The sequence below is a fragment of the Rufibacter sp. JT20002 genome (assembly GCF_056491185.1).
Map to the genome: position 1 here is coordinate 1,490,691 of NZ_JBSZJY010000001.1, position 15,340 is coordinate 1,506,030.

Consider the following 15,340-nt stretch of genomic DNA (forward strand, 5'->3'; position numbering starts at 1 on the left):
TAGCATTCCATGAAGAAGAATTATATAAAAATTGCAGCATTCAGCGTGGCCTTGATGGCGATGACCTCTGGCTGTAATGATTTTCTAGACCAGGACGTACCTGGCAAATTGGAGGTAGAAGAGTTCTATAAAACCGATGCAGATGCCCTTCAGGCTACCACCGCAGTGTATGACATCATGCAGGCGCACTACAACACCGCCTGGAGCAGTATCTACATGGTGAAAGTGATGCCGTCAGATGAGAGTAATGCCGCCGGTAGCGGACCTGGTGACCAGCCGGCCTACCAGACCTTGGATGACTACAACTTTGACAGCGAAAACGACGCCGTGAAATGGGGCTGGCGCTTAACCTATAGCGCTATCTACAGAGCGAACAAAGTAATCAACAATGTTCAACCAGAAACCGAACTGCGCAAAAGGCTAATCGCTGAAGCCAAAGTATTGCGGGCGTTCAACTACTTTGAACTGGTGACTCTCTGGGGCGATGTTCCTCTGGTAACCGCTGACATTCCAATTGAACAATGGACCAGCACCGGCAGAGCACCTAAAGCCGCCGTGTACGCCCAAATAGAGAAAGATTTACAGGAAGCCATTCCAGACCTTCCGCTAAAAAGCGCTTTAACCGGCGGAGACAAGTTCCGGGTTTCAAAAGGAACGGCGCAGGCGTTGCTGGGCAAGGCTTTGCTCTACCAGCAGAAATGGGCCGATGCTGCCACCCAGTTTGAAACCGTGATCTCTTCTAACCAATACCAGTTAGAGTCATCGGTAGGCAAGGCGTTCTCTGAGGCCGGTGAGTTTGGAAGAGAGTCTGTCTTTGAGATCTCCTACACCAGAACCCAAAGCTATGACTGGGGTAACTTCCCTTGGGGAGCGCAGCCAGAAAGCAACATTCACTTGCAGCTGATGGGCCCTAGAAGTGACTTCTACACCAAAGCCCCTAGTGACTCTCTGATTGGTGGTTGGGGCTTCAACTCCCCTAAAGCCAAGCTGTACCAGGCATTTGTGGCCAATGGTGACGTAGAGCGGAAAACCGCCACCGTGATGTCTGAAACTGAGCTGAAAGCCATGGGCGGTAACTGGACCAACCCTACCGCTTATGACTATGAAGGCTATTTCCAGAGAAGATATGGCACGTTCAGCACCCAAACCGGCGGACCTGTGTCAGAACTGAACTACGGCACCAACTGGCGCATGATTCGGTATGCAGACGTATTGCTGATGGCCGCAGAAGCACACTACCGCGCAGGCAACGAGGGCAAATCACGTGAGTACCTGAATATGGTAAGACAGAGATCAGAACTCACCCCAGTGAATGCCACTGGTGCGGCCCTGTTCAACGCCATTGTCAACGAGCGCTTCCTGGAGCTTGCCTTTGAAGGCTTCCGCTACGTTGACCTGGTACGCTGGGGACTTGCTGCGCAGGAGCTAGGCCCACTAGGGTATAAAGAAGGGAAACACAACGTGTTGCCTATCCCGGGTGAGGACATCAGGACTGCTGGCTTAGAGCAGAACCCTGGCTACTAGGAAATAGCCTTAAGCTCATTATTGCACATCGGCCAACCAGCAATCTGGTTGGCCGATTTTTTTATCATTTAAGTACATTGAGAGCAACCTTTGTGCTTGTTGCAGGCTCTTATTAGTACAGGTTTAAGCCTTCTTTTCCAAAAGAACCTATGAAACACAAAAGCAGCCTCGTTCCTTTTCTTGCCCTACTTCTACTGGGGTGCGCCCGCAACAGGCAGGAGGCCTCTAAAACGCCTTCTATCCTTTTGCATCCGGTTCCGCCTGTGGAGGCTTTTGCGCTCTCTTGGCAAAAGCCCGTACCCGCGGGAGAGCTTACCTTAACCCTGCAGAAAACAGAGGACAGCCGATGTCCCAAAAACACCAAGTGTGTCTGGGCGGGGATGGCCGTGGCCTATGTTCAGGTTCAGGATGCGCAAGGAGAGAGTGTTTCCAAAACCCTGCACTTAGGTGATATAGTGAAAGTAGAACTGGGCACTAAAACATACCAGTTAACCTTGAGAGACATCATTCCTTATCCTACGGCCACCAATCTGAACCCTCTGGAGAAAACAGCCAGGATCTCCGTTAAGCCTTTATAGCTTTCAGATAATGTAAATGGACAGGCCCGCAGTTTTGCTGCGGGCCTTGTCTTTGATAACGTCCTTCAACTGGGGTTTTCGGCCTTAAAAAAAAAGCGGCCTAAAAACGAAAGCGCTATTGCTCGTACAGTTCCAAGGGTAACCCGTCTGGGTCAGAGAAGAAGCAGAAGCGTTTACCGGTGTGCTCATCTACCCTTATTTCCTGCACGGCCACACCTTCCTGCAGCAATCCTTGCCGGGCGGTTTCCACGTTCTCTACGGAGAAAGCCAAGTGCCTAAGTCCGGCCGCCTCCGGGAACGATAAACGGGCAGGCACATCCGGAAAGGAAAATAACTCAATCACATAGGTCCCATTAAGTGCCAGGTCTGCTTTGTAAGAATTCCGCTCTGCTCGGTAGATTTCCTGCTGAAGCGTGAGACCCAGCACCTGGGTGTAGAACGCTTTGGACACGGCGTAATCTGTGCAGATAACGGCTATATGGTGAATGCTTTTTAACTTGATCATGGACCAAAGATATACATTGCGCTCTTCGGGACAGAATCTTATACCAGCAGGCAGAAAAGAGGCTAGTTTTTAGAAACCATACCCAATCCGGAGGCCGGAGCTTACTTTCTGCCGTTCTTGGAACCCGGTAAAGAAATCTACTCTGAAGATTTTAAACAGGTGCTCTACCCCTACCCCCAACTCCAGGTAATGACCAGCCGCCGCTGTGTGTAGGTAATTGACGCTGCCCACCTCCTGCCATTTCAGCTTCCTGATAAGCGGGATTTTGTTCAGGATGAACCCGTTGAAGTGATGGCTGTAATGCCCTTCAATGTACGTTTTCTGGGTACTGTACCGGTAATAATCCAGCAACTGGAAACCACTGAAATCACCCGACAAAATGGTGCGGTTACCGGAGAAGTGCCGAAAATCCATGAAATACAGTTGGTTCTTACGCCAGAAGGTCCCGGCGCTGACCATATAGGAACTGGTACCCAGCAAACCTAACTGCAGGTCATCGCTCACGCCCACCGAAACGAAATCATAATCCACATCGCTGCCCAAAAGGCTTGAGATCCCCTTGCGATAAGTGAAATTAAAGGTGGGCCACTTAGAACCCAAATTGATTTTCCGGTCTGGGTGCGAGATGTACTCCGCCCCCGGGCGATACGACAGCGTCACAATAGCGGCAAGGGCCTGGTGCTGGGGAAAGGCCGTGCCGCCCACCTCGGCATTGAAGGGCTCATTGGAAGTAAACTCTCTGGAAGAACGGTCCCGCACCACGTAATCAGAGGTATTGAAGAGCATCTCCCGTTGGGCATAGTCCACCATGAACGTAGCCGCCAGGCCGTTTACCAGCTCCCGATTGTGCCACAGGCGCAGATACGCTTTTTGGTACAGTTTCTCATAATTCTCTTTCAGCAGGAGCGTGTACACCGTGTTCACGAAAGGCGTAATAGGTTCTGCGGCGTTAAACTGACTTACAAACCGGCCGCCCTCTAAGCCTACGGCCCGTCTTCTGACCAAATCATAATTGAAGGAAGCGGAAATTTTGGCCTGTGCCCTTTCATTGCTGAACCCGTACCGCAACGTAGGCGCAATGGTATAGCTGCGTCTGTCTTCAAAACGTTTGGTGTAGCCAATGCGCAGGTTCGCCACCAGTCCCTCTACGGTGTTGTATTGCCAGATGCGGGTGGCCGGCTCCATACTGAAACTGGTCCGCTCAAAGGAATTACGGTACGAGTACCCCGAGAGCAACAGGTCAGACACGGTGAGTTTGTTATTATGCCGGTCCAGCGAGTCTTTGTAAGGCTTTGAGTCTTTGATTACCTGCAGGCTGTCTTTTTCATGGTAATCCTCCACTTCTTCCTGGGTCAACGGCACGGGACGCATCTGGGCCCAATAGGCACTATCGCGGGTGTTGGCGTCTTTCTCAATAAGCAGCACTTCCTTTTTCTTGAAGTACTCAGCATCAGGTACGCCATTTACCGGTGGCGCATTGCGCTGGGCTTTCCGTTCTTTCCGGGTTAGCTTGGGTGCCGGGGTTGCTACGGGTGCGGGTGCGTTTACCACGGCAGGCGGAGGAGTGTTTACAGCGGGAGCCGGCGCCGGTGCCTGCTTTACAAATGGAGCCGGTTTTACGCGGTATTTGCTGTAAACGGCCGTAAAATAGCCATTGCCCTTAAAACCATAACCCTCTACGTCAAACGTGAATTTCTGCGATTGCAGCACCCACACGTTACCGGAGGCGGGCGTGAACTGCTGCGTGATGCGCAATGTATCCACAAACTCAATCTGCTGGTCTTTGGTCACGTACAGGTTCAAACTCTGCAGTCGCCAGGATCCGTCTACAATGTACAGGTAGCCTGCCACCACCGGATCGCTTTTCCGCTTAGGGATGACCTTTATCCGGTGGATCAAATTTCCGTTGTTCTGGCTGCTGCCCAGCAATTCATACTTATAGAAGAACATGGCATTGTTGGCGAGCGGCGACACAAACCCACGCTCGTTCACGCCCTGCGCCTTGACCAGGTTTTGGTAGAAGTTCACGTTGAATTCAGAAGCCTGGTTAAAGCTGAACGCCCGGCTACTGCCACTCACTTTTGACGAGATCATCCGCTCGCGGTACTTGCCCGGCTGCATGAAACTCAATTCCGATACCGATTCTGAGAGATAGAGAATGCCAGGCTTAAGGCCCGCGGGCACTTTCATGATGCCCAGAATGCGCTTAGGTACATTGAGCAGGCGCTGCAAGCCTTTCACGTAGACTTGGGCGGTATAGGCCTGCACCTCCTTTAGATGGTATTCACGCCGGGCGATGACCTGCTCCATAATGCCGTACGCCGGGTTCTTGCCGCTGAGGCTTACCCGCACCTCGTTCAGGTTATAAACATCGGGAAGCAGTTGCACATTGAGCACCAACGGGGTGGGAGTTTCCTCTTCGGGCACCTCAATGGCTTTGGTTTGGGTTTTGTACCCTACGTACTGGAACACCACCGTATGCGGCCCGGGATCAACGTTGAACTGGTAATCGCCTTGCTCGTTGGTGGTGGAACCCACCGTGGAGCCCTGCAGGTACACCGTGGCAAAGGCCAGCCCCGCTCCTTTTTCATCCGTCACTTTCCCTTTCAGCACGCCGGCCTCTGCCCCCATGGCCAGAAGGCAAAGCCAAAGAAAGACCACCGAAGTAAGTTTACTTGCCTTTAAAGAAAACAGACGCGGAAACACAAAGGGCATGGATAAAGGGTTTGGCTGCATAACGATAACGTCTTCCGTCACGACATACGCATGTATTCAAATTCCTTCCTATTCCACCAGATCAGTTGCTTTATGCATCAGTGGCAACAAACCAGAGGAAAGGTAAAGAGAACATACGCAAGGTAACAAAAGCCGCAGGCCGTTTAAGGCGTGTTTCACAGAAAAGATACCCAAAACGGCTACGCGGTTGCCTGCGCAGCCTCTAATTTGCGTAATTTCCTGCTGTACTGCATATTCAGCACCACACCTAACAGCACCAGGGCAATCCCCAGATACGAGTACAGGTGGAAGGTCTCCCCGAAGAACACAAACCCCAGCCCCAGCGCGTACAGAATGCCTATGTAGTTCAGGCTGGCCACGCGCGCCAGTTTCTCTACCTGGTAAGACCGTGTCATAAAGTACTGGCCCAATTGCGTCAGGATTCCGGTTAACACCAGCCAAACCCAGTCATTGCCCCGCAAAGGCACCCAATCAAAAAAGCAGAATATCAGGGAAAGCGGCAGAGAAACCAGCGGGAAATAAAAGACGATGACTAACGGATGCTCGGTCTCACTCAACTTCCGGACGGAGTTATACGCCACCCCAGACAGAAACGCGCTACCAATGCCTATGAGTAGATAGTACAACGAGATACGGGTATCCACGCCCTCAATCACCAGTACGCCCGCAAAGGAAACCAGGAAAAACACCCATTGCCACGGCGCCACCTTCTCCTTGGCAATGAACACGCCCAGCAAAGCCGTGAAAATAGGCGCCAGGTACTGGATGGTCACTGCTCCGGCCAGCGGAATGTTCTGGATGGTGGTGTAGAACATAAGCAGCGAAAACGCCCCAGCCAATCCACGCAGCACCAGAACCGGCTTGCGGGTGCCCCAAGGCGAAACCTTCGCCCGCTTAATCATGGCGTAGCTCAGTAACAAGGAGATAATCGACCGAAACAGCACCACTTCCATGGGCGGCAGATGCGACAGAAACTTGACGCACACGTTCATGAGCGCAAAAAAGAACGTGGAAAGCAGCATGTACTGAACACCTTTGGTCATGGCAGTAGGCGGTAAAACAAGGGGTGCAAAGGTCGGGCTTTTAGAAGTAGCATCCACACCCATGGCAGTTTTTTCCTCGCGCAAAAGCTTTCTGGGGCAAACTGTTTTTGCCTACTTTTGGTTAATAGAATGTACCTGCGGCGGTACGTCATCTAACCAATTGCCCTGTGTTCCAGCCCAAGAAAAAGAAAGTCTACACTAAGAAAGAAGCCCTGCCCAAGATTGCTTCCTACTGCGCCTACCAGGAACGCACCCAAAACGAGGTGCGCGCCAAGTTGCTGGACTACGGCCTGGACCTAGACGAAGCAGATGAGCTGGTGATTCTGTTAACTCAGGAAAAACTGCTAGATGAGGAACGCTACGCTCAGGCCTTTGTACGGGGTAAATACGGCCTCAAACGCTGGGGTCGTCGCAAGATTCAGATGGGCCTCAAAGCCAAAGGTCTTTCTGACTACTGCATCCGGAAGGGGTTTTTAGAGATAGACCCCGATGTTTACTGGGAAAACCTATTGCACTTACTGGAGAAGAAAAACAAGACCGAAGGCGAGCGCAACCCGTTGGCCCGCCGCCAGAAAATCCAGTACTTTCTGCAAAGCAAAGGTTATGAGCTAGACCTGATCCAGGATGCGTACCGGGAGCTGGGTTTATAGCTTAAAAATAAGCTGATGCTCTCAGTTACCGCTTCTTGGGCACAGGCGGCTCTGTGATGGTTTGGCGAGGCATGAGGTACACCCTGCGACCGGTCATGTTCTCCAGCATCGGCTTTAAAATCTTCTCCGCGTTCACCGAGGTTTGCTGCAGGATCCCGCTGTTGAGTGCCGCCTGCTTTACATTCTCCTCGGCGTATTTGTAGCCTTCATCCACCAATTCAGCATCCTGAAAGTACGTATTCTCCTTCCCGAAAACCTTAGATTGCGTGTGGTCTATGCGGTAATAGCAGATCTCAGGAGCGGGCAAACTCACGTGTAGCACCGAGTCACCCATGAACTGCAAGTCACTTTCCTGCAGTTTCCGCAAATCAATGCAGCCTACCGCCTCCCCGCCTACAATCAAGGCCACTTTTGAATCTGGCAGAAACCGGGAAACCTCTTTCTTGTACTCCACCACATCTTTAAAATTGAACCGGACCAGCTCCAGTTTGCCCATTTCTTCAATTTTGGTCAAGATGGTACTGTGTGTCACCTCCACCGTAGCCTCTTCCTTAGGGTTCAGGAAATTCTTAACGGGGGTCAGCAGAAATCGCCAGGCAAGGCCGGCAACCACAAGAATCAGGAGCCACGGAATCAGCTTACGGAGAACAAAGAGGAGTCGCATTGAAGTAAAGTAGATGTATCTTCCTATATGCGAAAACCGCACCGAAAGTTACTTAGGTCGTTTCTGGCAGGTTTCAGGAAAGTAGGTTATAAAGGGAATTCTAATGTTAACAGCTACTTGATAATTCCTGCCGTTGGCCACTGCAACTCGTACCGTTGTTTATAACCCATCCACCCTTGTTGCCCGCCGGTATGTACCGCTATCAGCTTGGCTCCCGCTGGAAAGTAGTCTTGCCGAATCAAATCAAACACGCCATACAGCATCTTTCCGGTGTAGACGGGGTCCAGCAGAATACCGTAGGTTTGATAAAATTGCTCTATAAACGTAAGCAATTCAGGAGTGTGTTTGGCGTACCCGCCGAAGTGGTAGTTTGTCTGTAGCTCCCAATTTTGGTACGTCTCCCCGTTGTACGCCTGTACCAAGTCCGTTACTTCCGCTTGCAGAAAGTCGCCGCCTTTCAGGGCAGGAAATCCGATGATCTTTCCTCTGCCCGCCGCACCTGCAACAATCCCGGCCAGGGTACCGCCGGTACCAGACGCAACACAGAGGAAATTCCATGGCTCGGTCAATTCAGTCACAATCTCGGTGCAGCCTTTCACGGCCAGCAGGTTGGTGCCTCCTTCGGGGAGCAGGTACGGTTTTGGGGCTGTTTTCAAGATTTCAGCCTGAAAATGGCTATCATTCCGGAGGCGGTAATCAGAGCGGGAGAGATATCTGAGTTCCATGCCACAGGCGGTGGCGTACCCAAGGGTGGAGTTGAGGGGCAATGTCTCCTCACCCCTGATGTAACCTATGGTTTTAAACCCAAACTCCTTCCCGGCAGCGGCCACGGCGGCAATGTGATTGGAGAAAGCTCCGCCAAAGGTGACCAGGATTTCGCAGCCTTGTTCCCGAGCCGCTTGCAGGTTGTATTTGAGTTTGCGCCACTTGTTCCCCGGAATGTTGGGGTACAACAAATCCTCGCGCAGCACCGACAGGCTTACTCCTTTCTGGGTGAGCAGCGGGTCTGATAATGGTTGCAGGAGAACGGACATACACGAAAACTCTTAAAAGAAGCAGCGCCCGTTTCTGGCCTGTTCTTGCAAAACAAACCTGAAACGGGCGCTGCTACCAGAAATAAATTACACGTCTGTTGGCCTTCTTCTAACACCGTACACCACGGCACCAATCAAGCCAGCAAACAATAAAAGTGAGGAAACCAGCGCCACGGTGTTGCCCAGGCTGTATTCCTGCGGTTCAAACTTGAATTCTACCACGTGGTTACCGGCTGGCAGGTTCATGGCGCGCAGGATGTAGTTAGCCCGGAAATGGTCTACCGGTTTGCCATCCAGGTACGCTTGCCAGCCGTCTTTGTAGTAAATCTCGGAGAAGACAACCACGCTAGGCTGGGCCACCACCGCCGTGTACTTGAGGTAGTTAGGCTGGTACTCAATCAGTTTAATGATAGAACCTGTGATGGTGTAGGTCTGCGGCTTCACGTTGGGGAACTTGGATACGTCCACAATAGCCTCGTGCTTGGCGTCAATGCCTTTAAGGGCAGCCAGTTCCTCGTCTGGGGAGTTCACAGCGCGCACTTCATCCACGTACCAGGCATTACCCAGATACCCCGGGATGATCTGTACTGGCTGTTGCTCCTGCCCGGTGATGGCGTACTTGGCGTTGAGCATGTTCAAAACCTGCACGTTTCCTTGGGCAATGTGCTGCTCAATCACATCCTGATAACGGCGCAGTTTGGCACCGTGGTACCCGCCAATAGACTTGTGGAAGTAAGACGTACGAGCATCGTTGAAGGCATTTGGCACATTGAACACCCGGTAGCTTAGGTCTTTGTCTTGCAGGATGGCTAAGTCAGCGGGGGTTGGCTGGAAGTAGGTCTTGCTGTAGTCTTTCTGGAAATCGTCGTTATTGAGGTACCGTTTGTCCACGGTCCAGAGGTCTACCAGAATAAGCAAGCCAATCACGGCAGTGGCCATGAAAGAAGTTACTTTGCGTTTGGTGTACAGATACAACGTACCGGCAGCAAGCACAATGAAGATCAATGAACGCAAGGCATCGCCACGGAGCATAGAAGCTCTATCGGCGCGGATGGCTTCCAGCGGGTATTGGTACTGGGCTAATTGCTCGTCTACCGGACCTACGTAGTCAAAGGTGCCGCTCAAGAGCACCAGCAGCAGGCAAACGCCCCCGGTAGCCGCCAGCGCAATCATCAGTTTCTTCTGGAGGTTTTCTACCGGTTCATTCTGCAGCACGCGGCCCAAGGCCAAAGCGGCCAGTAATGTCATGGTTACCTGGGCAATCACCAGCGCCATACTTACCGCCCTAAACTTGTTATAGCCCGGGAAGTAGTCAAACATGAAGTAGTTGAAGGCCTCGAAGTTCTTCCCCCAGCTTAATATGAACGACAGGATGGTGGCGCTCAACAGCCAGATCCAGAGGCGGCGCGGGGCTACCAGCAGGCCCAACACAAACAGGAAGCAGACAATGGCGCCCATGTACACGGGCCCGCCCACAAACGACTGATCACCCCAGTAAAACGGCATGGTGGCGTTTTGCAATTGGGCCTCAGGCACACCGCCCTGGGCTAATTGCTTATAGGTTTCAGAGTCTTTTTCCAGTGGCCCTTGCGAAGCCCCACCGTAGAAGTTGGGTACCAACAGGGTCATGGTTTCGCCCACGCCATAGCTCCACTGGAAGGCATATTCGCGGTCCAGACCAGTTCCAACCTCGGCGGCGTCTTTGCCTTGGGTTAACTCAGAAGCACCCCTAATGGAATACTTGCCATACTCGGCAGTGGTGTAGATACGTCCAAAGCTTACCCCAGCAGCCAAGGCCGCTCCTAGGGCCAGAATAAGGGTCCGTTTAAAGAAATCGGCTACGCGACCTTCTTTGGCCCAGGTCACCAACTCTACCAACCCGAAAATAAGCACGATGAAGAGCAGGTAATAGGTGATTTGTAAATGGTTCATCCGGATGTGCATGGTCAACCCGAAGGCAAACAACGCCGCACCCAACCACAGGTTTTTACGGTACGCGTACCACAAACCCGCCAATACCAGCGGCAAATAGGCAATAGCCAGTGATTTAGTGTTGTGCCCGGCTTCCAGAATGGCGAAGTTGTACGACACAAAGGTGTAGGCGATAGCTCCTACCGCTGCCAGCATCGGCCGCAGGCCAAACACCACAAACATGATGTAGGCACACACCAGCGTGATGAAAATGTTAGACGCTACCAACGGCAAACCGGCGGTGAAAAGCGAATGCACGTACTGGAACAAATCGCCGGAGAACTGCACGCTGATCAAGTAAGCGGGCATTCCGCCGAACATGGAGTTGGTCCAGAGGGCTTCATCGCCGGTTTTCTCTCTAAAGTCGGCAATCTCTTTGGCACCGCCCTGGAACTGCACCACATCGTGCTGCATCAGGGTTTTGCCGTCAAAGAAAATGGGCGAGAAATAGGCTACTACCAGCAGCACAAAAAACAGAAGCACCAGCAGGTGCGGCAACACGTGGCGGTTGAAATCGATTTTAGAAGAGGCCATGAGGTTTAATTGCAATAAAAAACCCGACGCGGAGGCATCGGGCTTGAAAGATACTCAGTTTATTTCACTTCTTCATAATCTACGTACTCGCCACCGGGGAAGTCTTTTCGCGGTCGCTTGTCATCGGGCACGTAGGCGACCTTCACCTTGCCGCCACCGGAAGAAGTCTGGCTTCTGTTCTGCTGCTGGTATTGCTGGTTGTACGATTGCTGCGCGTGCGGCTGGCCCTGGAAAGCTGCGTACTCCTGGGCCTTGCGCATTTGTTTCTGGACAAACGTTTTGAGTAAGAAGCGGATGATGTACGGCATCAGGTACCGCAACAACAACATCACCGCCAGCATGATCAAGAAAAATTTCACTAGGCGTTGGGGTTTGGTTTAAAATAAAAATCGCCGCCCTGGTATTGGTTTATCTCCTGCGGGCTACAGGCAGATAACGTCTGTTTATCGGTTAGCGTGTACACGCCGTAGTTTAAACGGGTTAAAGTTTCCACCACGGCGCGGCGGTTTTCTGTCCCGTTCAACTCTGTCTGAATCAACGGCCTATACTTCTTTATAGTTTCCTGCAGGTGGGCAAACACTTGGTGTTCATAGCCTTCTACGTCGCATTTGATAAAGTCCAGGCGGTCCAGATCTGCAAACAGCTCATCTGGTACGCGCATTTCTACCTGGTAAGTCTGGGCATATTCCTCTTTGGCTGAGCTGGCAATTTTGGTCATGCCGTGGTGCACCAACCCGTCTCTTACCGGCGTGCCCATCTCAATGGTGGTGTTTTCGCCACCTAATGCAAAGGGCAACAGCGTGAGGTTGTCCACGCCACTGGCCCGCACGTTGTCTCGCCAGATCCGCCCGAAAAGCGGTACCGGCTCCACGGCCAACACTTTGCCGTTAGGTCCCGCCAACCGAGACAGAAAGGTGGAGTAGTAGCCCAGGTTCGCACCGATGTCAATACAGGTAGCTCCCGGACGGATGATTTTGCGCAGGAAGAACAACTCTGGGTACTTTTCACGGCCCCGGCCCGAGCCCACCATGATGATGTACATCCGGCTGACCAGCCTGAGATAGCCCTCAAACCCGAGCGCCTTGACCAATAATTTGCGGAGAAGTTTCACGCGGTAAAGTTCTGCAATCTGGGGGGAGAAAACAAAGGGGTGCGTTTTAGAGGTGTTTACACAACCAATAAATCTCAAAAATATTTAAATAAAATATACACCTAACTATACTTACAATTCAAATACACCTAATTCAAATTGCAATAAATCTTTAAAACTTTTGAAAGAATTAATATACAAAATAAATTATAAACAAATAATATTTATAAAGTACTTAAACTTAGCCTTCAACAATTTCCTTCATTCTAGTCTTTTTATAGTTGTTTCCATTATTGATACTAGTGAATATTGTTGAATAGAATTCTATATCTACTAGCCTCCAACTTATCCATCCTTTTTCTGCATTACCGTTATTTATATCTGTATACAAAATACATTTATTTTTTTCATCATTACCAAATTGAATAATACAAAAATCTCTATTATTATATGCCAAACCATTATCATCATTTATCAATATAATTTCAAAATCTGCTTGGACTAGGAAGTTCTTATCTTCATTAGATAAGTTGTTATAAAATGCATTAAATTCTCTATTCCTATTATCAATTATAATATACCTTTTTTCTACACTTATACCTAAGGCATCTTGGAGTTTATTTTTTTTATGAAGATTTTTTAAAAACTCTAAACTACATAAAGCATTTACATTACTACTCCCATATAGTTTTTCAATAATCTCCAAATTATTTTCAAAAACAAATTTTCTATTATCATAAGAAACAAACTTGTGATAAAAATCTTTAATTTTTGGCACCTTATTCAAGAAATCCTTAATTTCATCTTGGCTTTCATTTTTTTGATCTAGATCAATAACCAAAGTACCTTCTTCACTTTTAAGAATATGGTTTTTCAATATATTATTTATGTAAGGATTACTAGCAGAGGAATTCCAAAAAAGTACAGTATGTTGTAAATCATCTTTCCCATTAAGCCAAAGAACTTCAACCAAGCCTACTTGTGAATTGTCAGAAGCCTTATTCACTTCCCAAACTTCAACTGCTTTTAAGTTTTGATCTTTTCTAATACTTAAATCAAAAACTTTCCTAAAATCAATTTGGGTTCCATACTCCTTTGTTTTTGTAGATTGGAATTGATTATTGCCAGAAGCTTCAATTTGGCCAATAGGGATTACCTTTGTGCTTATAGCCCATGCAACACCTTCTGCTCTTACATTTTGAGATTGTAATGTAGTCTTAATTGAATGACTAATTGTTACATTGTCATGTCCAGGCCAACCAACAACTTTCCTATCCACTCTTTTTAATTTATACAATCTACTTGCATTGACAACTCTAGGTTTATAGGCATTTCTTACAAAAAATATTACAAGGAATATAGCCGACAATATAGTAATAGTACCAAGAACAATATTCTTTATATTTAAATAACTTTTATCATGCACACTATCAATTAAAAAATCTATACATATGATATAATCTTTTTGATTTACTGAAAATTTAAACCAGAACGTCCTAACAAGATTTACAACTTTTGTCTCGACATTTATATCTGTATAAATACCTGTCAAACCGGAAGTATTATTTAAACCAGATGTATTATTTGTATATTCAGACGGGAAAGACTCTTCTATTGTTGTACCATAAGCCGCTTTCCACCAAGGTCTATCCTGAGGAATAAGACTAGGGAAGCTTTGCCTATGACAAGGAAAAATAACCATGCTGCTATCACTGCTAGCCATAAATATTCTTGCAGCTTTCAGGTTTGGAAAAATTTCACTTACATCTTCCAATTCAAATAGATTTCCGAAAACTTTATAAGAATACTCATCAAATTTCGCGTCTTTTTCAAGATTTATTCTACTTCTAATAAATCCAATAAACTCATTAAAAAGTTTTTTAGTATTTAAAAGATCTCTTCTAATTTGATTTGGATTATTATTAATAAATTGGCCATATTCATAATTTACTGGCGGTTCGAAATTGGGAGCAATACGCCAAGGTGTCCAATCTTTCACTTTATTGAATTTGAAATTTTCAGCGACAATGTTTACTGTATCAGCAAAACTAGGGTTAGTTGATACAATAGTGGTCTGAATACCTGTAAGCTTAGTTGATATTTGCGACCACATTTTTTCAATTTGCTGAGATTTTATTGACTGCAAATTAGAATTATACCATTGTTTATTAATTTCACTTAAAGAATTTTGCTTATTAGCAGAATAATTATCGTACCAAATAGTAGAAGTACAAATTACTATCAGGACAATTAGAATTAGTGGATAAATGAGATTTTTCATATTCCCTATTTTATAACACAGTTTTAATAACCCCAGCCTATCTTGACAATTTATTTATAACCTGAACCAAAATAGTAATATTTTATAACCTATCAAAATATTTTGTATGGTATTTAAGTTCCTAGTTTTCTTGGCACAAGAGCTTTCATGATACATACTCTTCATTTTATAATTAAAATTTACCTAGTTTCTACTCAACTTATTAAATTGATAGTGAATCAGGAAAGTTAAAGAAATAATATATTATTGAATTAAAGTAAGCTTCACCGATGTTAATGGCAAGCAATTTTAAACAGACAAGGATTAAGTTTAATTTGCTTTTAAACATTAGCACAATTTGCCAAATGAAAAAAGAAAGCTACTGATTTAATCCATTCAATAACGCTTTATAAAAAATAAGTGTTAGATATTAATTGGCCTGCATGAAAACTTCCTCTACCTTCTACTTGCCCTCACCATTTCCGCTGCTTCCACGCAGCAGGCTTCCACCGGTGCTACCGCCGCCAACTATCCGGCGTCCATTAACATCACTCCCGAACAGGATTATCAACTCACGGTAAAGCAGATAAGTATTAAAGCGTCTTCAACCGGAACCCAGTGGGGACGAGAAAGCGTCTAGTCATAATCTTTGGAGTAAGATTGCTACAGAGCATTCACTTTGGGGCGCTTTGTCTATATGAAACGCTTATCTCTGCTTTTATAATGCTTGAAGGCAAAGCATCTCATCTTC

12 protein-coding genes are annotated in these 15,340 nt (G+C 47.8%); 3 read left to right on the forward strand and 9 right to left on the reverse strand.

Annotated features, from left to right (window positions below; all coding sequences use genetic code 11):
• The first annotated feature begins 9 nt into the window (after positions 1 to 9).
• Complete coding sequence (locus tag ACW9SV_RS05875; protein WP_479555808.1) at positions 10 to 1,524, forward strand: RagB/SusD family nutrient uptake outer membrane protein; 1,515 nt, start codon at positions 10 to 12, stop codon at positions 1,522 to 1,524.
• Between the two features lie 149 nt (positions 1,525 to 1,673).
• On the forward strand, positions 1,674 to 2,102 hold the full coding sequence (locus tag ACW9SV_RS05880) for a hypothetical protein (RefSeq protein ID WP_479555809.1): 429 nt from the start codon (positions 1,674 to 1,676) through the stop codon (positions 2,100 to 2,102).
• Between the two features lie 115 nt (positions 2,103 to 2,217).
• On the opposite strand, the gene ACW9SV_RS05885 is transcribed toward ACW9SV_RS05880, so the two are convergent.
• The 3 genes from ACW9SV_RS05885 to ACW9SV_RS05895 all read right to left on the reverse strand — a co-directional run bounded on the left by ACW9SV_RS05885 (position 2,218) and on the right by ACW9SV_RS05895 (position 6,470).
• Positions 2,218 to 2,607, reverse strand: a complete 390-nt coding sequence (locus ACW9SV_RS05885; protein ID WP_479555810.1) for a VOC family protein — start codon at positions 2,605 to 2,607, stop codon at positions 2,218 to 2,220.
• Positions 2,608 to 2,676: 69 nt separating this feature from the next.
• Complete coding sequence (locus ACW9SV_RS05890; RefSeq protein WP_479555811.1) at positions 2,677 to 5,322, reverse strand: DUF5686 and carboxypeptidase regulatory-like domain-containing protein; 2,646 nt, start codon at positions 5,320 to 5,322, stop codon at positions 2,677 to 2,679.
• A 200-nt stretch (positions 5,323 to 5,522) separates the two neighbouring features.
• Positions 5,523 to 6,470, reverse strand: a complete 948-nt coding sequence (locus ACW9SV_RS05895) for a DMT family transporter (protein ID WP_479555812.1) — start codon at positions 6,468 to 6,470, stop codon at positions 5,523 to 5,525.
• Between the two features lie 83 nt (positions 6,471 to 6,553).
• On the opposite strand from ACW9SV_RS05895, the gene ACW9SV_RS05900 reads away from it, so the two are divergent.
• Positions 6,554 to 7,036 (forward strand): regulatory protein RecX, encoded by a 483-nt coding sequence (locus ACW9SV_RS05900; RefSeq protein ID WP_479555813.1) that lies wholly within the window; start codon positions 6,554 to 6,556, stop codon positions 7,034 to 7,036.
• Between the two features lie 25 nt (positions 7,037 to 7,061).
• Here the strand turns inward: ACW9SV_RS05900 and ACW9SV_RS05905 are convergent, their stop codons facing one another.
• From ACW9SV_RS05905 to ACW9SV_RS05930, 6 genes are all read right to left on the reverse strand, one after another.
• Entirely contained in the window at positions 7,062 to 7,700 is a 639-nt protein-coding gene (locus ACW9SV_RS05905; protein WP_479555814.1) for a DUF4230 domain-containing protein, read from the reverse strand.
• Positions 7,701 to 7,813: 113 nt separating this feature from the next.
• Positions 7,814 to 8,734, reverse strand: coding sequence for a 1-aminocyclopropane-1-carboxylate deaminase/D-cysteine desulfhydrase (locus ACW9SV_RS05910; RefSeq protein WP_479555815.1), 921 nt, complete (start codon positions 8,732 to 8,734; stop codon positions 7,814 to 7,816).
• Between the two features lie 87 nt (positions 8,735 to 8,821).
• A complete protein-coding gene (locus tag ACW9SV_RS05915) occupies positions 8,822 to 11,239 on the reverse strand; it encodes a YfhO family protein (RefSeq protein WP_479555816.1) in 2,418 nt (805 codons plus the stop codon).
• Positions 11,240 to 11,298: 59 nt separating this feature from the next.
• Positions 11,299 to 11,598: a DUF4834 family protein gene (locus ACW9SV_RS05920; protein ID WP_479555817.1), complete on the reverse strand. Its 300-nt coding sequence runs from the start codon at positions 11,596 to 11,598 to the stop codon at positions 11,299 to 11,301.
• Positions 11,598 to 12,350 (reverse strand): FkbM family methyltransferase, encoded by a 753-nt coding sequence (locus tag ACW9SV_RS05925; RefSeq protein WP_479555818.1) that lies wholly within the window; start codon positions 12,348 to 12,350, stop codon positions 11,598 to 11,600. The genes ACW9SV_RS05920 and ACW9SV_RS05925 overlap by 1 nt, the downstream gene beginning before the upstream one ends.
• A gap of 220 nt (positions 12,351 to 12,570) precedes the next feature.
• Entirely contained in the window at positions 12,571 to 14,610 is a 2,040-nt protein-coding gene (locus ACW9SV_RS05930) for a hypothetical protein (RefSeq protein WP_479555819.1), read from the reverse strand.
• Between the last annotated feature and the right edge of the window lie 730 nt (positions 14,611 to 15,340).